General features: G+C 60.8%; 19 protein-coding genes. 9 read left to right on the top strand and 10 right to left on the bottom strand.

The annotated features are described in order from the left end of the window. Positions 1 to 213 precede the first annotated feature (213 nt). From DB032_RS23745 to DB032_RS13245, 6 genes are all read left to right on the top strand, one after another. Positions 214 to 735, top strand: a complete 522-nt coding sequence (locus tag DB032_RS23745) for a hypothetical protein (RefSeq protein WP_146176670.1) — start codon at positions 214 to 216, stop codon at positions 733 to 735. A 163-nt stretch (positions 736 to 898) separates the two neighbouring features. Beyond that, positions 899 to 1,375, top strand: coding sequence for a peptidylprolyl isomerase (locus tag DB032_RS13270; protein ID WP_107801856.1), 477 nt, complete (start codon positions 899 to 901; stop codon positions 1,373 to 1,375). A gap of 514 nt (positions 1,376 to 1,889) precedes the next feature. Beyond that, positions 1,890 to 2,153, top strand: coding sequence for a type II toxin-antitoxin system Phd/YefM family antitoxin (locus DB032_RS13260; RefSeq protein ID WP_019101444.1), 264 nt, complete (start codon positions 1,890 to 1,892; stop codon positions 2,151 to 2,153). Then, positions 2,153 to 2,407 (top strand): Txe/YoeB family addiction module toxin, encoded by a 255-nt coding sequence (locus tag DB032_RS13255; RefSeq protein WP_081575981.1) that lies wholly within the window; start codon positions 2,153 to 2,155, stop codon positions 2,405 to 2,407. The genes DB032_RS13260 and DB032_RS13255 overlap by 1 nt, the downstream gene beginning before the upstream one ends. Before the next feature lie 433 nt (positions 2,408 to 2,840). Beyond that, a complete protein-coding gene (locus DB032_RS13250; protein WP_233246705.1) occupies positions 2,841 to 3,086 on the top strand; it encodes a hypothetical protein in 246 nt (81 codons plus the stop codon). Positions 3,087 to 3,623: 537 nt separating this feature from the next. Next, a complete protein-coding gene (locus DB032_RS13245; protein WP_146176669.1) occupies positions 3,624 to 4,037 on the top strand; it encodes a hypothetical protein in 414 nt (137 codons plus the stop codon). 119 nt (positions 4,038 to 4,156) lie between these two features. On the opposite strand, the gene DB032_RS23740 is transcribed toward DB032_RS13245, so the two are convergent. From DB032_RS23740 to DB032_RS13200, 10 genes are all read right to left on the bottom strand, one after another. After that, positions 4,157 to 4,771 (bottom strand): hypothetical protein, encoded by a 615-nt coding sequence (locus DB032_RS23740; RefSeq protein ID WP_146176668.1) that lies wholly within the window; start codon positions 4,769 to 4,771, stop codon positions 4,157 to 4,159. Between the two features lie 317 nt (positions 4,772 to 5,088). After that, complete coding sequence (locus tag DB032_RS23735; RefSeq protein ID WP_146176667.1) at positions 5,089 to 6,219, bottom strand: hypothetical protein; 1,131 nt, start codon at positions 6,217 to 6,219, stop codon at positions 5,089 to 5,091. Between the two features lie 127 nt (positions 6,220 to 6,346). After that, positions 6,347 to 7,027, bottom strand: coding sequence for a hypothetical protein (locus DB032_RS24420; protein ID WP_199225889.1), 681 nt, complete (start codon positions 7,025 to 7,027; stop codon positions 6,347 to 6,349). Between the two features lie 41 nt (positions 7,028 to 7,068). Beyond that, positions 7,069 to 7,743, bottom strand: coding sequence for a hypothetical protein (locus DB032_RS13230; protein ID WP_107799906.1), 675 nt, complete (start codon positions 7,741 to 7,743; stop codon positions 7,069 to 7,071). Between the two features lie 133 nt (positions 7,744 to 7,876). Next, entirely contained in the window at positions 7,877 to 9,472 is a 1,596-nt protein-coding gene (locus DB032_RS13225) for a 5-guanidino-2-oxopentanoate decarboxylase (protein WP_107799905.1), read from the bottom strand. Further along, positions 9,469 to 10,671, bottom strand: a complete 1,203-nt coding sequence (locus tag DB032_RS13220; protein ID WP_107799904.1) for a pyridoxal phosphate-dependent aminotransferase — start codon at positions 10,669 to 10,671, stop codon at positions 9,469 to 9,471. Before DB032_RS13220 ends, DB032_RS13225 begins: the two co-directional genes overlap by 4 nt. Before the next feature lie 175 nt (positions 10,672 to 10,846). Beyond that, complete coding sequence (locus tag DB032_RS13215) at positions 10,847 to 11,542, bottom strand: ABC transporter permease (RefSeq protein WP_107799903.1); 696 nt, start codon at positions 11,540 to 11,542, stop codon at positions 10,847 to 10,849. A 13-nt stretch (positions 11,543 to 11,555) separates the two neighbouring features. Then, positions 11,556 to 12,269, bottom strand: a complete 714-nt coding sequence (locus tag DB032_RS13210; RefSeq protein ID WP_107799902.1) for an ABC transporter permease — start codon at positions 12,267 to 12,269, stop codon at positions 11,556 to 11,558. A gap of 40 nt (positions 12,270 to 12,309) precedes the next feature. After that, the gene (locus DB032_RS13205) at positions 12,310 to 13,080 is read right to left on the bottom strand and encodes a transporter substrate-binding domain-containing protein (RefSeq protein ID WP_107799901.1); all 771 of its coding nucleotides are present in this window, start codon (positions 13,078 to 13,080) and stop codon (positions 12,310 to 12,312) included. Between the two features lie 19 nt (positions 13,081 to 13,099). Next, positions 13,100 to 13,891 (bottom strand): ABC transporter ATP-binding protein, encoded by a 792-nt coding sequence (locus DB032_RS13200; RefSeq protein ID WP_107799900.1) that lies wholly within the window; start codon positions 13,889 to 13,891, stop codon positions 13,100 to 13,102. Positions 13,892 to 14,381: 490 nt separating this feature from the next. On the opposite strand from DB032_RS13200, the gene DB032_RS13195 reads away from it, so the two are divergent. The 3 genes from DB032_RS13195 to DB032_RS13185 all read left to right on the top strand — a co-directional run bounded on the left by DB032_RS13195 (position 14,382) and on the right by DB032_RS13185 (position 16,686). Beyond that, positions 14,382 to 15,800, top strand: coding sequence for a sigma-54-dependent Fis family transcriptional regulator (locus tag DB032_RS13195; protein WP_107799899.1), 1,419 nt, complete (start codon positions 14,382 to 14,384; stop codon positions 15,798 to 15,800). Positions 15,801 to 16,083: 283 nt separating this feature from the next. After that, complete coding sequence (locus DB032_RS13190) at positions 16,084 to 16,266, top strand: type II toxin-antitoxin system HicA family toxin (protein WP_107799898.1); 183 nt, start codon at positions 16,084 to 16,086, stop codon at positions 16,264 to 16,266. 9 nt (positions 16,267 to 16,275) lie between these two features. Further along, positions 16,276 to 16,686 carry a type II toxin-antitoxin system HicB family antitoxin gene (locus DB032_RS13185; protein ID WP_107799897.1) on the top strand — a complete coding sequence of 137 codons (411 nt, stop codon included), beginning with the start codon at positions 16,276 to 16,278 and terminating at the stop codon, positions 16,684 to 16,686. Positions 16,687 to 16,814: the final 128 nt, after the last annotated feature.

Raw genomic sequence — 16,814 nt, 5'->3', positions numbered from 1 at the left:
CTCGGGATTGGTCTCCTGAATTGTGCTACCGTCGCGGATCCGCTGTTTCCACAGCGTATCCGCGGCCATTGCTTTGCCTATTCGGGCGGGCCGTGGCAAGTGGCGCCCTCGCGGGCGCGCCGGCTTTGTACGGTAGCACACCGGTAGACCAACTCTTGTCATGTGCCCGCCCTGCCGCCTTGCGGCCGGGCCCTTCTGCTCAGGAGGTTGCAAATGGTAAAGCTAGTCCGTCCGGTGCTAGGCATCGAACTCACTTCGTCCGCTACTGAAACCCAAGACGTCCATCAGGACGCCTCTCCACTCCCGCCGCTTGGGCCGCGCTCGCGCTACCGGTTTGCCGGTCCCCACGCCAAAGACCTCAGCCTGCCCTTCATCCGCCGCATCAAAGGCCGCACCTATCCGCATTACTGGCAGCCGGCCGAGGCCAAGGATGAATGTGAAGCCCGTGCCTTGGGCCATCAGTACGCCGCCCATCTGGCGCAGATGCTGAAACTCAACCGCCAGCACTCCGCGCGCGGCCTGCTGTTCCGCATCGCCAGCGATATGGATTTCAGCGCCCGCGGCCACCGCCGCCGCCTGTGCAAGAGCTTCTTCAACTATCTGGAGTTGTTGTTGAATCTGGGGGTGGAGCAGGTGGACCTGCCGAGGCATGTGGAGGCGGTGAACCGCCTCCATCTCAGCCTGGACGAGTTGGAGGCCTTGCCGCGCAAGTTGGGGCGGAAGAAGAGGGGGTAAGCTGGGAAGGGCAGCCGGCCCCTTCGGGGCTGGCTGTTGGGGAAGGATAGGGTTCTTCCAGCAAACAGCCGCATCCGTATCCAGCAAGGCAGGGGCATTTCGGTTGACACTCCCTCGCTGAACTGAGAACCTTCCCGCTTCCATTTTTTTGTTATTGCCCGCCATGAAAATCACCGCCAACACCGCCGTTACCCTGCGCATGAAAGTCACCGACAGCCAGGGCCTGGTTTACGACGATGGCAAGAAGCCCGTCTCCTACCTGCACGGCGATTACGACAACCTGTTCGCCAAGCTGGAAGCCGCGCTGGAAGGCCAGGAATCGGGATTTCAAACCACGCTGGAACTGGCTACCGAAGACACCTTCGGTGAACGCGGCGAAGCCCTGGTCACCACCATGCCCAAGTCGGACTTCCCGCCCGGCGTGAAGGTAGGCGGCCAAATCCAGCGCATCGGCCCGGACGGCGAGCCGCGTTACTACTTCGTCACCAAGATCAAAGGCCCCACGGTATTGTTGGACGGCAACCACCCGCTGTGCGGCAAGGCCCTGCGCTTTGTCGTCAAAGTGGTGGACGTGCGCGCGGCCACGGCCGAGGAAATCGCTCACCAGCATGTGCATGGCGAGCACGGGCATCAGCACTGATTCCCCCGCTTCATACAGACAAAGCCCTCCCCGTTTGGGAGGGCTTTGTTTTGTCTGGACCCCACCTATTATTTGGCGTTGCTTATCGGCAGGGCGGCAGTTTTCGGACTGCGGCCCGCAGGCTCTGACATATTCGGAGATGGAGGCGTGGGCACATGTCACCCGGCGGCGGCGTACTGGGAGGTAGGCCTGCTTCGGCGTCTGGATATTGCGTACCTACTCATTCAAGCGATGGATGAAGGCGAGTTTATGCAAGATGTTCTTGAAGACGGCGAGGCCGCGGGCCTTGATGAGAATGCTTAGAACGTGTTTACGATCTCGCGAGCTAGAGCGAGACAAGGCGTTGCGGCTGAGAAAGCGGAATGTACGGTTGGTATATGAGCATTTCGAAGATGGTTTCAACGCCGTATCGCCGACGCGCAGCAGATCGTAAACACGTTCTTAGTGCGTGAACCATGCCGCCTGGGTTGTGCTATGATTTGTACAATCATTGTCGATTTGAGCGAGGAATACCGTGAAAGCGCTTACCTACAGCCACACCCGCCAGCACCTGGCCGAAGTCATGCGTCAAGTGAACGAAGACCGGGCGCCGGTGATCGTCACCACCCAGCGCGGTGAACCGGTGGTGATCATGTCGCTGGCCGACTACAACGCGCTGGAAGAAACCGCCTACCTGACGCGCTCCCCTGAAAATGCCAAGCGTCTGGCCGATGCGGCGGCAAGGTTTCACAGCGGGGCGGCCAAAGAGAGAACGCTTCTCGAAGACGAGGGCGAGTAATGCAGATCAAGTTTGATGACAACGCATGGGAGGATTACCTCTACTGGCAGCAGAGCAGCAAGCCTACCCTCAAGCGCATCAACGCTCTGATCAAGGACATCCAGCGCAACCCGTTTGAGGGGATCGGCAAGCCTGAGCCGCTTAAGCACCAGTTTGCTGGCTTCTGGTCGCGTCGCATCGATGATGAGCATCGGCTGGTCTACGCTGTCCAGAGCAATGTTCTGACCATCTTGCAGTGCCGCTACCACTACTAAGAGCCGCTAACAAAAGCTCGCAGAGAATCTGAGCCAAGGCGCGCCGACGCAGGCAGTAACGTAGTACGACAAGGAGGCGCAAGGCAGGATCAGGGGTTTTGTTAGCGGGTCTAAGAACCTGTTTACGATCTGCTGCGCGTCGTGGAGCGTTACACGGTGAGTACGGCTTCGAAATGCTCATGTACCAACCGTACATTCCGCTTTCTCAGCCGCAACGCCTTGTCTCGCCTTAGCTCGCGAGATCGTAAACACGTTCTAAGCACAATTGCCAAGGCATTGAGTCCGCTGCGCGGATGATGATTTAGTAGGGGCCGCGGCCTACCGTGCACGGCACACAGTGCGCGGCTACTTTGGTCTCGTAGGATGCCGCCGGCTTGATGCCCTCCCGCTCCTCGACACCTTCGGCGCGTGCGACGAAGCCCTGGTCACCACCATGCCCAAGGCCGACTTCCCGCCCGGCGCGAAGGTAGGCGGCCAAATCCAGCGCATCGGCCCGGACGGCGAGCCGCGTTATGACTTCTTCACCAAGATCAAAGGCCCCACGGTATTGTTGGACGGCAAGCACCCGCTGTGCGGCAAAACCCTGCGCTTTGTCGTCAAAGTGGTGGATGTGCGCGCGACTACGGCCGAGGAAATTGCTCACCAGTATGTGCACGGCGAGCACAGGCATCAGCATTGATAGTACCGGCCTCACACAAAAAAAGCCCTCCTCAAGTGGAGGGCTTTTTTTATCTGGGGTCTGGTGGTTTGGGGGGTATCTGTTCTTGAGTGCTTTGTCACTTGTGAGATTAAATTTGATGTCTCAAAGCATATTCTCTTTGATGGCTAACATTAGGTATTTGTGTTGATGCTAGTTTTTGATTGCGGTGAATTCGTCAGAGATTCGGTCGCTTCTGTTTCCAAAATCCCATTGCCATTGCTGGGGCAGGGGGCTTTACAAAAGCTAAGGTAAGGTACTGAGAGTATACGTTCAAACATTCATAAAATTTGATGGCCAGAATCATGGATGCTGAGAGTGGAACCAAGTGGCTGCCGTCTTTTTATTGCCATTATTTGAATGGCAGTGATACTTGTCAGACTGTATCGGTATGGCTTTATAGATATACTATTTTTGGCTGATTAGCTTTGCTAGGGTTTTCAATTGCTGAAGCTGCTAGTTATGGTTCAGGTCATTGGGTTTGGTCTGGAATGTTAACGTTCACTTAAGGTGCTTGTAATGGAAAATGAGATGACTGTTGAAAATGCGTACATGGCTTTTGAGCTTGGGGCCATTATCTCTGGTGTTGATTTGGTTTCTGAGCTCTACGGAAATTCTTCTTATAACTGGAATCTGATTCAAGTTTTGACGGCATTGAGGCCACATCGTGCAGGCTATCGCATCCTGATTACAACCTCCATCAAAGAATCCAAGCGCGAAGAAGTCAAGAAATTGATTTTTAATTTTATGGGCGGAAATGAAGATTATGATTTGTTGATGCGTGCCGATGATGACAATCGCGACTACATGCAAATCAAGAATGAATGGTTCCATAATGGCAAAATAAAATATCCTGTTCGGATGTTCTTTGAGCGCTCCAATGCTCATGCCGATATGTGGCGCGGACTGGGGCTGAACAGCGCCCAGGTTTGATGAAGTAAAAAGCCCTCTTTTGAGGGCTTTTTAATGCTGTTTTAAACAGTGCAAGTTCAGCGTCGCCTCAGCTCTCTGGGTACGTGGAGAGGTCTTTCAAGCACATTTCGGGTAAGGGCTTAGATTTTGAGGGTTTTGACAAGTATTGCCTCTGCATTAGTAACAAATAAATCAACATTATCTATGTAGCGGTTCGCTAATTTATTATCTATTGGGCGCGGATTGTTGTGGGAGTTTAGGTCGCCTGCGTGAACGATTGAATGCCTCCTGAGGACTGCTGCATTTACGTTTGTGAGTAGTTTCTTTTTCTTGGAATGCTTTTCCGCGTGGCTGCACAGCCCTTTGATTCCATAAACGAGGAACAGTTTATCAATGACATGTTGTTTTTGTGTTGTGTAGTTGGATAGATAAGCCTCTACGAGTGTTCGGATTCGTCTGTATGGACGTTGCATTGTTAGCATCTCGAGCGAGGCTTTCGTATCTAAGCCCGCATCGAATAGGAGTGCTACTAGATCAGGTTTGGCACCATGTTTTTTCAAGAAGCGAACGAGTGATTCAGAAAATCGATCCGTAAAGTAAGTATCCATCCCTGCAATCGAAAGTGCGATCGCAGATCGAAGGAGGTCGTTTGGAGTAGGCATTGCTGCGAGCTGAGCAGGAGATAACGAGGTGTGGAGAGTAATAAGTGCGTTTGCTCTAGCTAACGTTTTTTTGAAGGTGATGATGGCTGTCATAGAAAACCTTGTAGTTAATAGTTGGACCTTGATTATGGCTTGAGCAGCTGTCAAGAAGGCATCGTAGCTTTATGTATTTACATGATTTCCAGCATGCTATGACTCGCTATATGCTTAAAAACATATAGGTGAGTTATTGCTGGTTATTTTTATATTGTGCTCAAGCTATGAAGTAGCTATTAAATGGAGTTGCTCGTGTGCTCCAGCAATAGGTTGTTATTCGACTGGTTTGTTGGGGGTAGACAATTTCTTGTCTTATGCCGAGGAATACTAAAAGCCTTGGAGGCGGAGGCTGGCTAGCAACAACGCATTGTAAGTTATGCATGCGACATGATCCGGTTCGGTAGTTGGAAAACATCACCAATAATATCTGCTTTGCGATGAGGGTATAGACGGCCCAATGCATCGGCCGCCGCTGCATCAGTGCGAAAAATATTCACAATAGGGAAGTATGCCACGTGCAATGCATCAGCAAAGTCGCTACCGGCAGGCTTGCGCGGCGTTCTGATCTGAGAGGATCTACGAATAAGTTCAGAGAGGTATCTGATGAAAGAGTCAAAGCAAGGAGTGGCGCTACTGATGCTTACTACATCTTGCTTCGGATCATAACCTTCAAGATCGATCATCAATTTTTCGACGATTGATGCGCGAAACTCCTCTTCAGACTTAGTTAATGCCTGATAAATCTCAGTAGAGAGTTCAGACTTTTGTTTGATAGTCTCTGCGATGCTGGCACGCAATGCAACTTCATTCTTGAGCGTAGTTATCGCCCCAGTGTAAGATTCATATCCGCTCCTAAGTATATCGGGAATGTCTAAACTGACACTACGATTAGATGTTAGGAACTTAGAGAACGACTCAATATCTTGAATGCTCTCCTCAATCATGAGGACCACATCCTCCCATTCAGCTTGATGTGCATTGTATTTCAGAAATACTTCGGTGTTTTTAAGAAAAGGGTACGCTTTGCGAAAATCTGCTGTTAAGACTTCCTTGCTTTTTTCTCGACGCAATGCAATATCCAATTTACGCCTCTCTGCACGGTTGCTTCGCTCTGGACGAGCTGGGGGCTGGCCGCGTATCCCAAGGTCGGGAAACCAATTAGTGGAAAGCGAGGGAACCGGGTCTCCACGCCTTTTGCAAAGCTCCGCTGTGATTTCATGTTCTAAGAGCGCTGTGAATGATGGCAAGCTGTCTTTGCTACAGAAATCAGAGATAGTGCGAATACGTTCAAGACCCTCGGCTGTTGCTTTGGCGCCCTTTGGATAAGCCTCGTAGAAGTGTACGTCACTGAAAACAAAGTGTACTTTACCCAATTTTTTTAGTTGTAATAATTGAGCCTTAAGTACGGCATACTTCGCATGGTCTTTGTGCTTGCTTGAAAAATGGGAAAAATCCTGGCTGTCAAGATAGACTTTTATCATTGGGTTTTGTTGTGTCTCTAGCATGTTTTCGTGTCTACAAGGGTATTCTAAGTATGGACTGCCCCGGTATGCCTGTTCTTGTGTTACCTGACCACTTCGGTTGAATAACTGAGCAACAGCAAGCTCCACAATAAACCCAGCATCCCCCCAATCAAACCCCCGCCGCCACCTTCTCCAAACTCGGCAAAGTATGGGTATACAACTTGGCCAAGTCCTTGGGGTTGGCGATGGTTTCAAAATGCTCCATCTTGATGGCCAGGAATTGCCCCTTGCTGCCATTGCGCACTTCGCCCACTTCCATCGCTTTCAGCGCGCTGATCCAGTACCAGTTCTGACCCATGTTTTCTTTATCGCAATAGGCGTACCACAGCGGCAGGCGGAACAGCCGCTCGAAGGTGAGCGCTTTTTTGAGTTCTTCTTCCAGGTTGAGGGTGAGTTCGCCGCACCATGGGGTGTAGTTCTTGGCGTCGATGGCGATCATGCCCAGCGAGGGCAGCAGGAGCAGGAAGTCCGGCCGCTTGGCTGCGCCTTGAAATAGCGAGGCGAAGCTGTCCTTGTTCTGGCAGATGCCCACATAGGCCAGTTTGTGTTGGTTGAACCAAGCGTTGAGCGCTTTCTCGCCTTCATGGCCTTTTTCCTCCGCCGTGTTGGGGGCGGCCTGGGCTGTGGCGGGCGGCGGATTAGGCGCGGGCGCTTGCGTTGGAACTGGGGTAGCGGCTTGGATAGGCGCTGTTGTTTGTGGTGGCGCGGGTGCGGCGTTGGGTGTTGGGGCCGTCATTGCGGATGGTTTCTGTAAAAGGGTTTTTCTGATGCTTGCGAGCGAAAAGGCCATGGCGTTTGCTCAGATTGGCTTGGTTGGGTGAGGGGAGCGCTTCATCCCGCTTGCCTCGCTTGATCCGCCTGATACGCCGCCTCACGGTCGCTGAACAGGCCCAGGCGCACCAGGCGGGCGAGGATGGCGCCGCGGCTGCGGCCCAGTTGCTTGGCGATGGCCTGGCTGTCCGGCTGGGCCGGGCTGTGCCACAGGGTTTTCAGTTGCTGGTCGTCGGCCACGCTCCAGACCGCGCCTTGCTTGCCGGCTGTGGGCGGCGCGGCGGGTTTGGTGGGCGGCTTTTCCGCGGCGGCGGGTACGTCCCAGAGTGGCGGCAGGTCCAGCGTTTGCATGCGGGCGTTGTCGGCCTGCATCGCCGCTTGCTGGTGCTCGTACAGCCCCAGGTGGACCAACCGGGAGACGATGGCCAGCGGGCTGCGGCCCAGTTTTTCCGATAGTTGGCGTACCGGTGCGGGGGAGGCTTCCCACAGCAGGGCGAGGCGGTTGTCTTCGGCGATGGTCCAGCGCTGGCCCTGGCGCGCGCCGCCGGGGGCCGCTTGCGGCTCGGGCGCGGTGGGCGGGTCCGCGGCGTGTTGTTTGGCGACGCGCTTGAGTTGCTCGTAATACAGCGCGCGCGCCTTATCCAGCGCCGGGTCCTTGGGGGTGCCCAGCGGGTCGCGCCGGCCGGCCGGGTCTAGGCCCAGGACCAGTTGTTCGACAATTTCGAGTTCTCTCATAGGGATGCCCGGAGCCGGTCTCGCATTGCTTGCGGGGCGGGTGCCGCCGTGGATAAGCCATGTTATCGCCGCGGCCGGGGTCTATGCAAATTGAGTTTGCGGCGCGCGGCCCGGGGCCGGGCCGGCGCGCGCTTTAAGCTTCAATTTCTATCAGGGTGGGATTGGCGGCGGCGGCGGCCTGTTCCAGCGCCTGGCGCAGCAGCGGCTCCGGGGTGCCAAGCGCCAGGGTTTCGGCGCGCCAGCCGTAGGCGCGGGCCAGCGCCGGGAAGTCCGGGGTGTAGAGGTCCACGCCCAGCGGTTCCATATCGGCGGCGCGCATCGCGCTTTTGATTTCGCCGTAGCCGCGGTTGTTGAGCAGCAGCACGATCAGGCGGGCACGGGTTTCCATCGCGGTGCCCATTTCCGCCAGGGTGAACTGGAAGCCGCCGTCGCCGGCCAGGCACAGCACCGGCCGGTCCGGTTCGGCCAGCGCGGCGCCGATGGCGGCGGGCAGGCCGTAGCCCAGCGCGCCGAAGCCGACGGAGGCGTTGAACCAGCTGTTGCCGCGCGGCGCGCAAAAGCCCAGGTTGCCGGCGTAGACCAGGCGGGTGGAGTCTCCCACCCAGCGCGCTTGCGGGAGGATGTCGCGCACGCGGTGCAGCCAGGCCAGGTCGGCGGCGTGTTCCGGCTCCATTTCGGCGGCGGCCAGGCGGCGGGCGGCGTCGGCGCGCTCTTCGCCCTGGCGGGCGGCGTCGGTCAGTTGCAGCGTCAGCAGTTGCAGGGTTTCTTTGGCGTCGCCCAATAGCGGCAGGTCGGCCCCGCGGCCGCGGCAGAGTTGTTCCGGGTCGATGTCGACGCGGATCAGCGCGCCGGGCAGGCGGAAGCCGCCGTCCACGTACATGTCGAAGTCGGTGGGCCCCAGTTCGCAGCCCACGGCCAGCACCACGTCGCTGGCGGCGATCAGGCGGCGCGCGGCCGGCAGCGAGGGGCTGCAGGACAGGGCCAGCGGGTGGCCGTCCGGCAGCGCGCCGCGCGCGTTGATGGTCATCAGCGCCGGCGCGTCCAGCATTTCCGCCAGCCGGCTCAGTTGCGGCGCGGCCTGGCGCGCGCCGCCACCTATCAGCAGCAGCGGCCGTTCCGCGCTGGACAGCAGGCGGGCGGCGCGGTCGATGGCGGCGGGGGCGGCCGGCCCGCGCAGCAGCCGCATCGCCGGCGCTTGCGGCGGCGGCAGGCCGTCGGCGGGCGCGGCCATCAGGTCCAGCGGGATTTCGATGTGCACCGGGCGCGGGCGGCCGCCGTCGAACACGGCGAAGGCGCGCGCCAGCACTTGCGGCAGTTCCGCCGCCGCGGTCAGGGTGTGGCTGAAGGCGGCGATCTGGCTGGCCAGCGCGTGCTGGTCCGGCAGTTCGTGCAGGTGGCCGTCGCCGGAGCCCAGCTTGCCGCGCGCGTTGACGCCGGAGATCACCAGCAGCGGGATGGAGTCGGCGTAGGCCTGGCCCATGGCGGTGGCGATATTGGTGAGGCCGGGGCCGGTGATGACGAAGCAGACGCCGGGTTTGCCGCTGACGCGGGCGTAGCCGTCTGCCATGAAGCCCAGGCTTTGTTCGTGGCGGGCGGCGATGTGGCGGATGCCGCTGCCGGCCAGGCCGCGGTAGAGCTCGATGGTGTGGACGCCGGGGATGCCGAACACGGTGTCGACGCCGTAAGCTGCCAGCCAGGCGGTGAGGTAGCTGCCCAGGGTGGCGCTCATGCGGATTCCTTTTGTCTTGGCGCGGCGGCGCGCAGTTGGCCGGCGAAGCGGGCGATGCGGCGGCAGGCTTCGGCCAGGCGTTCGTCGTCCACCACCAGGCCCAGGCGGATGAAGCCGGCGGCGGTGGGGCCGAAGGCGGCGGCGTCCAGCACGGAGACGCCGGTGGCTTCAAACAGTTTCCAGGCGAAATCCCCGGCTTCCAGGCCGCAGCCGCGCACGTCCAGCAGCAGGAACATGCCGGCTTCCGGCAGCGGGCATTGCAGGCCGTCCACGCCGCTGAGCAGGCTATGGGCCAGGTCGCGCCGCCGCCGGTACAGCGCGCGGACGGGGTCGACGAAGGCGTCGTAGTCTTGCAGCGCCAGCAGCGCGGCTTGCTGGATGAAGCCGGGGATGCCGTAGAGCATGCACAGGGCCAGCGTGCCCATGTGCTGGATCAGCGGGCGCGGGCCGGCGGCCCAGCCCAGCCGCCAGCCGGCCATGGCGTGGGATTTGGACAGGCTGCCCAGGGTCAGCGTGCGTTCCGCCATGCCGGGCAGGGCGGCGATGCTGTGGTGCGGGGCTTCGAAGCTGAGGCCGGCGTAGACTTCGTCGGCCACCACCCACAGGTCGTGGCGGCGGGCCAGCGCGGCCACCGCGGCCAGTTCGTCCGGGCGCAGCGCCGCGCCGGTGGGGTTGCAGGGGGTGGCGAGGAAGATCGCGCGGCTGCGCGGGGTGACGGCGGCTTCCAGCGCGGCCAGGTCCAGATGGAAGCCGTCCGCGGGTTTGACCGGCACCGGCACCAGCGCGGCGCCGCTGGCGCGGATGCTGGCTTCGTAGGTCAGGTACATCGGTTCCGGCACCAGCACTTCGTCGCCGGCCTGGCACAGGCAGAGCGCGGCGGAGAACAGGCCGTTTTGCGCGCCGGCCACCACGATGACGTTGTCGGCGTCCATCTCCAGGCCGGTGGCGGCGGCGTGGCGGCGGGCGATGGCGGCGCGCAGGTCGGCGCGGCCCTCCACCGGGCTGTAGTGGGTGTCGCCGTCGCGCAGCGCGGCCACGGCGCGCTCAATAATGGGGGCCGGGGTGGCGAACTCCGGATCGCCCACGCTGAGGATGATCACGTCCTCGCCGCGGGCGGCGGCTTGCAGCGCCGCCAGGTGGATGTTCCAGGCATCGACGCGTTCGCCGGCGATGCGGTCTACCAGGGGGGAAAAGCGCATGGGGGTCTCCGTAATAATGGTGTAGGACGGTGTCAGAACCTATTTACGATCTGCTGCGCTTCAGCGATACGGCGTTGAAAACCACTTCGAAATGCTTATGTACCATCCGTACATTCCGCTTTCTCAGCGGTTTTCGCCTTGTCTCGCTCTTGCTCGCTAGATCGTAAACACGTTCTCAGAAGGCGGTGCGGACCGGCAGTCTCTTTTCCAGTCTTAGGAAGACGCGTTCTATCAGCCAGGCCAGCGTGAAATAAATCAGCGCCACGGTCAGCAGCGGTTCGTAGGTGCGCAGGGTTTGCGCGCGCACCAGGTTGGCCGCGCCCAGCACGTCCATCACCGCCACGGTGGAGGCCAGCGCGGTGGATTTGAGCAGCAGCACGGTTTCGCCGGCCAGGGACGGCAGCAGGATCAGCAGCGCGCGCGGCAGCCAGATGCGCCGCGCCGTGGTCAGCCGCGACATGCCCAGCGCGCGGGCGGCCTCCAGTTCGCCCTTGGGCACGGCGGCCAGTCCACCGCGCACCACTTCGCCCACATAGCCGGCCACGCTCAGCGCCAGCGCCAGGGCCACGTACCAGAAGCCTTCGCGCAGATAAGGCCACAGCAGGCTGTCGCGCAGCGCCGGAAAGCCGGCGAACAAGCTGCCCAGGCCGTAATAGAGCACGTAGATCTGCACCAGCAGCGGGGTGCCGCGGATCAGGTTGGTGAAGGACAGGCTGAGCCAGGCGAGGAAGGGCTGGCGGGACAGCCGGGCAAAGCCCACCGCCACCGCCAGCGCGAAGCCCAGGCCGCCGGAGAGCAGCAGCAATTGCACGGTGACGGCGACGCCGCGCCAGAGCATGGGGCCGTAGTCTTGCAGCCATTGGAAGTTCATGCGGGTCTCCCGTTCACAGCGCCGGTTGCCAGCGGCGGAAGCGGCGTTCAATCAGGCTGAAGCCGGCGTTGGACAGCAGGGTCATCAATAGGTAGATGACGGCCACGGTCAGATAGAACAGCAGGTACTGGCGGGTGGAGCCGGCGGCCTGCTTGGTGGTGAACAGCAGTTCGCTGTAGCCCACCACGCTGATCAGCGCGCTGTCCTTGATCAGCACCAGCCACAGATTGGCCAGGCCGGCCAGCGCGTAGGGCATCATCTCCGGCAGGATCACGCGGCGGGCGGTCAGCCAGCGGCCGCAGCCGAAGGCGCGCGCGGCCTCAATGTGGCCGTGCGGTATCGCCTGCACCGCGCCGCGCATGATTTCCGCCGCGTAAGCCCCTTGCACGATGCCCAGCACCACGATGGCGGCGGCGAAGCCGTTCACCTCCACCTGCGGCTGGCCCAGCAGCGCCGCCAGCGCGTTGATGGCGTCGCCGCCGGCGTAGTAGAGCAGCAGGATGAGCAGCAGCTCCGGCAGCGAGCGGCACACGCTGGTATAGGCGTTGGCCAGCCGCTTGAGCAGCGGGTGGCCGCCCAGTTTGACGAGAGCGGTGGCCAGGCCGATGAGCAGGCCCAGCGCGAAAGCGCCCAGCGAGATTTCCAGCGTGACCACGGCGCCTTGCAGCAGGGCGGGGCCCCAGTCGCGGACTACGGCGTCGTAGGCTTGTTGCAGTGCATCCAGCATATAGGCTCTCCCTGGGGCGGCTCAGGCGGGCGGGTCGCTGTTACTTGGCGTCCGGCGAGATGTTGACCTTGAAGTATTTCTTCTGGATGGCGTCGAAGCTGCCGTCGGCGCGCAGTTGCAGGATGGCCTGGTCGAACTGCTGCTTGAGCGCGATGTCGGTCTTGCGCAGGCCGGCGCCGATGCCGGGGCCGAACAGCGGGTCCTTGGGCGCCAGGCCCTTGGATTCCAGCCCGGAACCGTCCTTGCCGCCAAGGAAATCGCTGGCGGCCAGCGCGTCCAGCAGCATCAGGTCCACGCGGCCGGCGACGAGGTCGGCGTTCAGTTCGTCCTGGGTGTTGTAATAACGGATGACGGAGCCGGCGCCGTAGTATTTCTTCAGGAAGTTGGCGTTGGTGGTGGCGGATTGCACGCCCAGGGTCTTGCCCTTGAGGCCGGCCGGGCTGAGGACGGCTTTCTGGCCCTTGGGGCCGACGAACTCGGAGGCGGTGTAGTAATAAGGCAGGCTGAAGGCGATGACTTTTTCCCGCTCTGGGGTGATGGACATGGAGTTGAAGATCACGTCTATCTTCTTGCTGTTGAGCGCGGGGATGATGCCGTCCCAGGACACTTCGGCGATCTGACAGTTTTGCTTGAGGCGCTGGCACAGCTTGCGCACCAGCTCCACTTCAAAGCCGCTCCATTGGCCGTTGCTCTGCTTGATGGTGAACGGCGGGTAGGGTTCGGCGGCGATGCCGATGCGCAGCGGGTTGGCGGCCGCGGCGGTACAGAACAGGACGGCGAAGGCGGCGATGAGGGCGCGGAATCGGTTCATGGGGGTTCTCCCTGGGGTGTCAGGCGTTGACAAACTGGCGGCAGCGTTCGCTGCGCGGCGCGGCGAAAACCTGTTCCGGCGGGCCGGCTTCCTCGATGCGGCCCTGATGCAGGAACAGCACTTTGCTGGACACTTCGCGGGCGAAGGCCATTTCATGGGTGACCAGCAGCATGGTGCAGCCTTCATCGGCCAGCTGGCGTATCACCCGCAGCACTTCGCCCACCCGTTCCGGGTCCAGCGCGGAGGTGGGTTCGTCGAACAGCATCACCGCCGGCCGGGTGGCCAGCGCGCGGGCAATGGCCACCCGCTGTTGCTGGCCGCCGGACAAAAAGGCCGGATAGGCCTGGCGCTTGTCCGCCATGCCCACTTTTTCCAGCAGCGCCTCGGCCAGCGCCACCGCTTCGGCGCGCGGTTGGCGCAGGACGCGCACCGGCACCTCGATCAGGTTTTCCAGCACCGTCATGTGCGGCCATAGATTGAAGTTCTGGAACACCATGCCCAGCCGCGAGCGCAGCCGGTCCACCTGGCGCGGGTCGGCCGGCGCGCGCCGGCCGCGTTTGTCGGTGCGCAGGGTGATCTCCTCGCCGGCGATCAGCACTCGGCCGTCGTCCGGGACTTCCAGCAGGTTGAGACAGCGCAGCAAGGTACTCTTGCCGGAGCCGCTGGCGCCGATCAGCGACACCACCTCGCCGGCGGAGGCGGCGAAGGAGACGCCGTCCAGCACGACTTGGCCGTCGAAGCGCTTGCGCAGGTTTTCCACCGCGACGATGGGCGAGGGGGGAGGGTGGATGGCGGGGGTGGGGTGATGCATGGGGCTCTCCTCCTTGCGGCTGTGGCAGCCTGCTGTAGTTGTGTGCCGCGCCTGTAGAGTGGCTAACAAATTCCTGATGCTGCGTTGCGCCGACTTGCCGTACTCAAGTACTGCCTGCGTCGGCGCGCCTTGCCTCAGACGTGAAACTGATTTTGTTAGCCGCTCTTAGCGCGACAGTGTAGGCGTGGCAACATCCATGCCAGCGGGTCTGTTTTTTAATTACATGAATTTAAAAGGTTTTTGCGCTTGCTCGCGGTGACAAAAACCGTCAATACTGCAACTATTCATAAAAGCGCCGAATATTCGGCACCCATGCTTGAAGCAGCTAAGAACCTGTTTACGATCTCGCGAGCTAAGGGGAGACAAGGCGTTGCGGCTGAGAAAGCGGAATGTACAGGTGGTACATGAGCATTCTGAAGCCGTACTCACCGTGTAACGCTCCACAACGCGCAGCAGATCGAAAACAGGTTCTTAAGGGGAAGGGGGAGACATGGATGCAGATCTGAGCCAAGGCATTGCGCTATTTGGCGATTTTTTCGACGCGATCGGCCTGTCGGTGGCCATCATCGACCAGGACGGGCGCTACGCCTATTACAACCAGGAGTGCTCGCAGCTGGACGAGTACACCGCGGAGCAGGCGCTGGGGGCCTATCTGCTGGAGCTGTACCCGGAGCTGGACGAGAACAGCAGCACGCTGTTGCAGGCGCTGCGGCAGGGCCGCAGCTACCGCAATCATTACCAGCGTTATCGCAATCCCAGGGGTAAGGCGGTGCATCAGGTGCACACCACGCTGCCGCTGAAGCGCGCCGACGGCCGCATCGTCGGCGCGGTGGAATTGTCCCGCGATCTGACCGTGGTCAGCCCGCTGCATCAGGCGCTGGTGGATTTGCAGCAGAACGTGGAAGAGGGGGCAGACGGCGGGCTGATGGGCATCATCACCGACGACGCGGCGATGAAGCAGCTGATCCACCAGGCCCGGCGGCTGGCGCGCGCCGATGTGCAGGTGTTGATCCACGGCGAAACCGGCACCGGCAAGGAGTTGTTCGCCCGGCTGCTGCATCAGGAGGGGCCGCGCGCCGAGCGCCCCTTCGTGGTGCTCAATTGCGCGGCATTGCCGGAGCCGCTGTTTGAAAGCACCTTGTTCGGCACCGTGCGCGGCGCCTTCACCGGGGCGGAGGACCGGCGCGGGGTGCTGGAATCCGCCCATGGCGGCACCCTGTTTCTGGACGAGATCAATTCGCTGCCGCTGTCCATCCAGGGCAAGCTGCTGCGCGCCTTGCAGGAGGGCACCTTCAGCCGGGTGGGTTCCGGCGCGGAGGTGCGCGTGGACGTGCGGGTGGTGGCGGCCAGCAACGAGTCGCCACAGCGGATGCTGGACGAGCGCAAGATCCGGCCGGACCTGCTGTACCGGCTGAACGTGGGCTGTCTGGCGGTGCCGCCGCTGCGCGAGCGGCTGCGGGACATCCCGCTGCTGGCGCAGGCTTTCTTGCGCAAGCATGGCAAGGTCACCGGCCACCGCGTGCAGCGCATCAGCCATGCGGTGATGGAGCGCATGCTGCGCTATCACTGGCCGGGCAATGTGCGCATGCTGGAGAACGTGCTGCTGCGCAGCCTGATCCTGTGCGAGGGCGGGGACGAACTGGACTTCCTGTTGTTGGAGGAAGAGGGCGAGACGGCGCAGCGGCGCGCGGAGGAACGCCGGCCGTCGGCCCCGGCCGCGCCGCCGCCGGACGGCGAGGGCACGCTGGAGCAGCGGATGGCGCGCTATGAGCGCCGGCTATTGGTGGATTGCCTGGAGGGCTGCGCCAATCTGACCGAGGCGGCGCGCCGGCTGGGCCTGCCGCGCGCCACCTTGCAGTACAAGTTGAAGAAGCACGGGATACAGCTGGCGCGCACGGTGCTGGGGTGAGCGGGGCGGGGCATGGCGTCCCTCGTAGCTGAGTCGCTGATTGGGAGCCAGAGCGCTGGGCTGTCTGCTCAATAACCCCAGGGTTATTGACTGGCCTGTTGTAGAAGCTACAATAAGCTCTGTCCGATAGTCTGCTCAAATGTCGTGCGCGCAAGGGCGCGACAAGGTGAAAACAAAAGCAGAATGTAGAAATGCCATATGAGCATTCTGAACCTGTTCTCACCGTACCGTGTTCACGAAGCGCAGCAGATCGTAAACAGACTCTAAGCGCAGGGGCGACACCGTGACCAGCAAAGAAGTCATCAGCATGATAGAGGCCGACGGTTGGTATCTGGTTGCCGCCAAGGGCAGCCATCAACAGTTCAAACACCCGATCAAGACCGGCCGGGTGACGGTGCCTCACCCCAAGAAGGACATACCGATAGGCACGCTGAACAGCATCAAGAAACAAGCGGGTCTCCAGTAAGGAACCATTATGTACTACCCGATTGCAGTTGAACCCGGTGACGACCAACATGCCTACGGCGTCATCGTGCCGGATCTGCCCGGCTGCTTCTCCGCCGGGGACACTCTGGATGAGGCCATCCGGAACGCCCGAGAAGCCATTGAGCTACATCTGGAAGGGCTGGTGGACGACCTGGACGTTATCCCTCTGGCCAGCAGCGCGCAGGCTCATGTCGGTAAACCCGAGTTTGCCGGCCATCTCTGGGCGCTGGTGGATGTGGATATCACCCGCTATCTGGGTAAAGCGACCAAGATCAATGTCACGTTGCCGGCCAACCTTCTGCACCGTATCGATGAATATGTCGCTTCCCACCCGGAATACGATAGCCGCAGCGGTTTCCTGGCCAAGACCGCGCTAGAAAAGCTGTTGTGTCGGCCGTAAAAGCGGTTAATTTTACTGTTTGAGCATGGATGTGCCGCGGAGCGCACTCAGCCTAGGCCCGCTAACAAAACCGCGCAGCGTACCTGAGTCAAGGCGCGCCGACGCAGGCAGTACAAGTCGTACGACCA

The organism is Chromobacterium sp. Panama (assembly GCF_003052555.1).
Lineage (GTDB): Bacteria > Pseudomonadota > Gammaproteobacteria > Burkholderiales > Chromobacteriaceae > Chromobacterium.
Note: the sequence above shows the minus strand (reverse complement) of the source record. Positions and strands in the feature narration are given on the sequence as shown.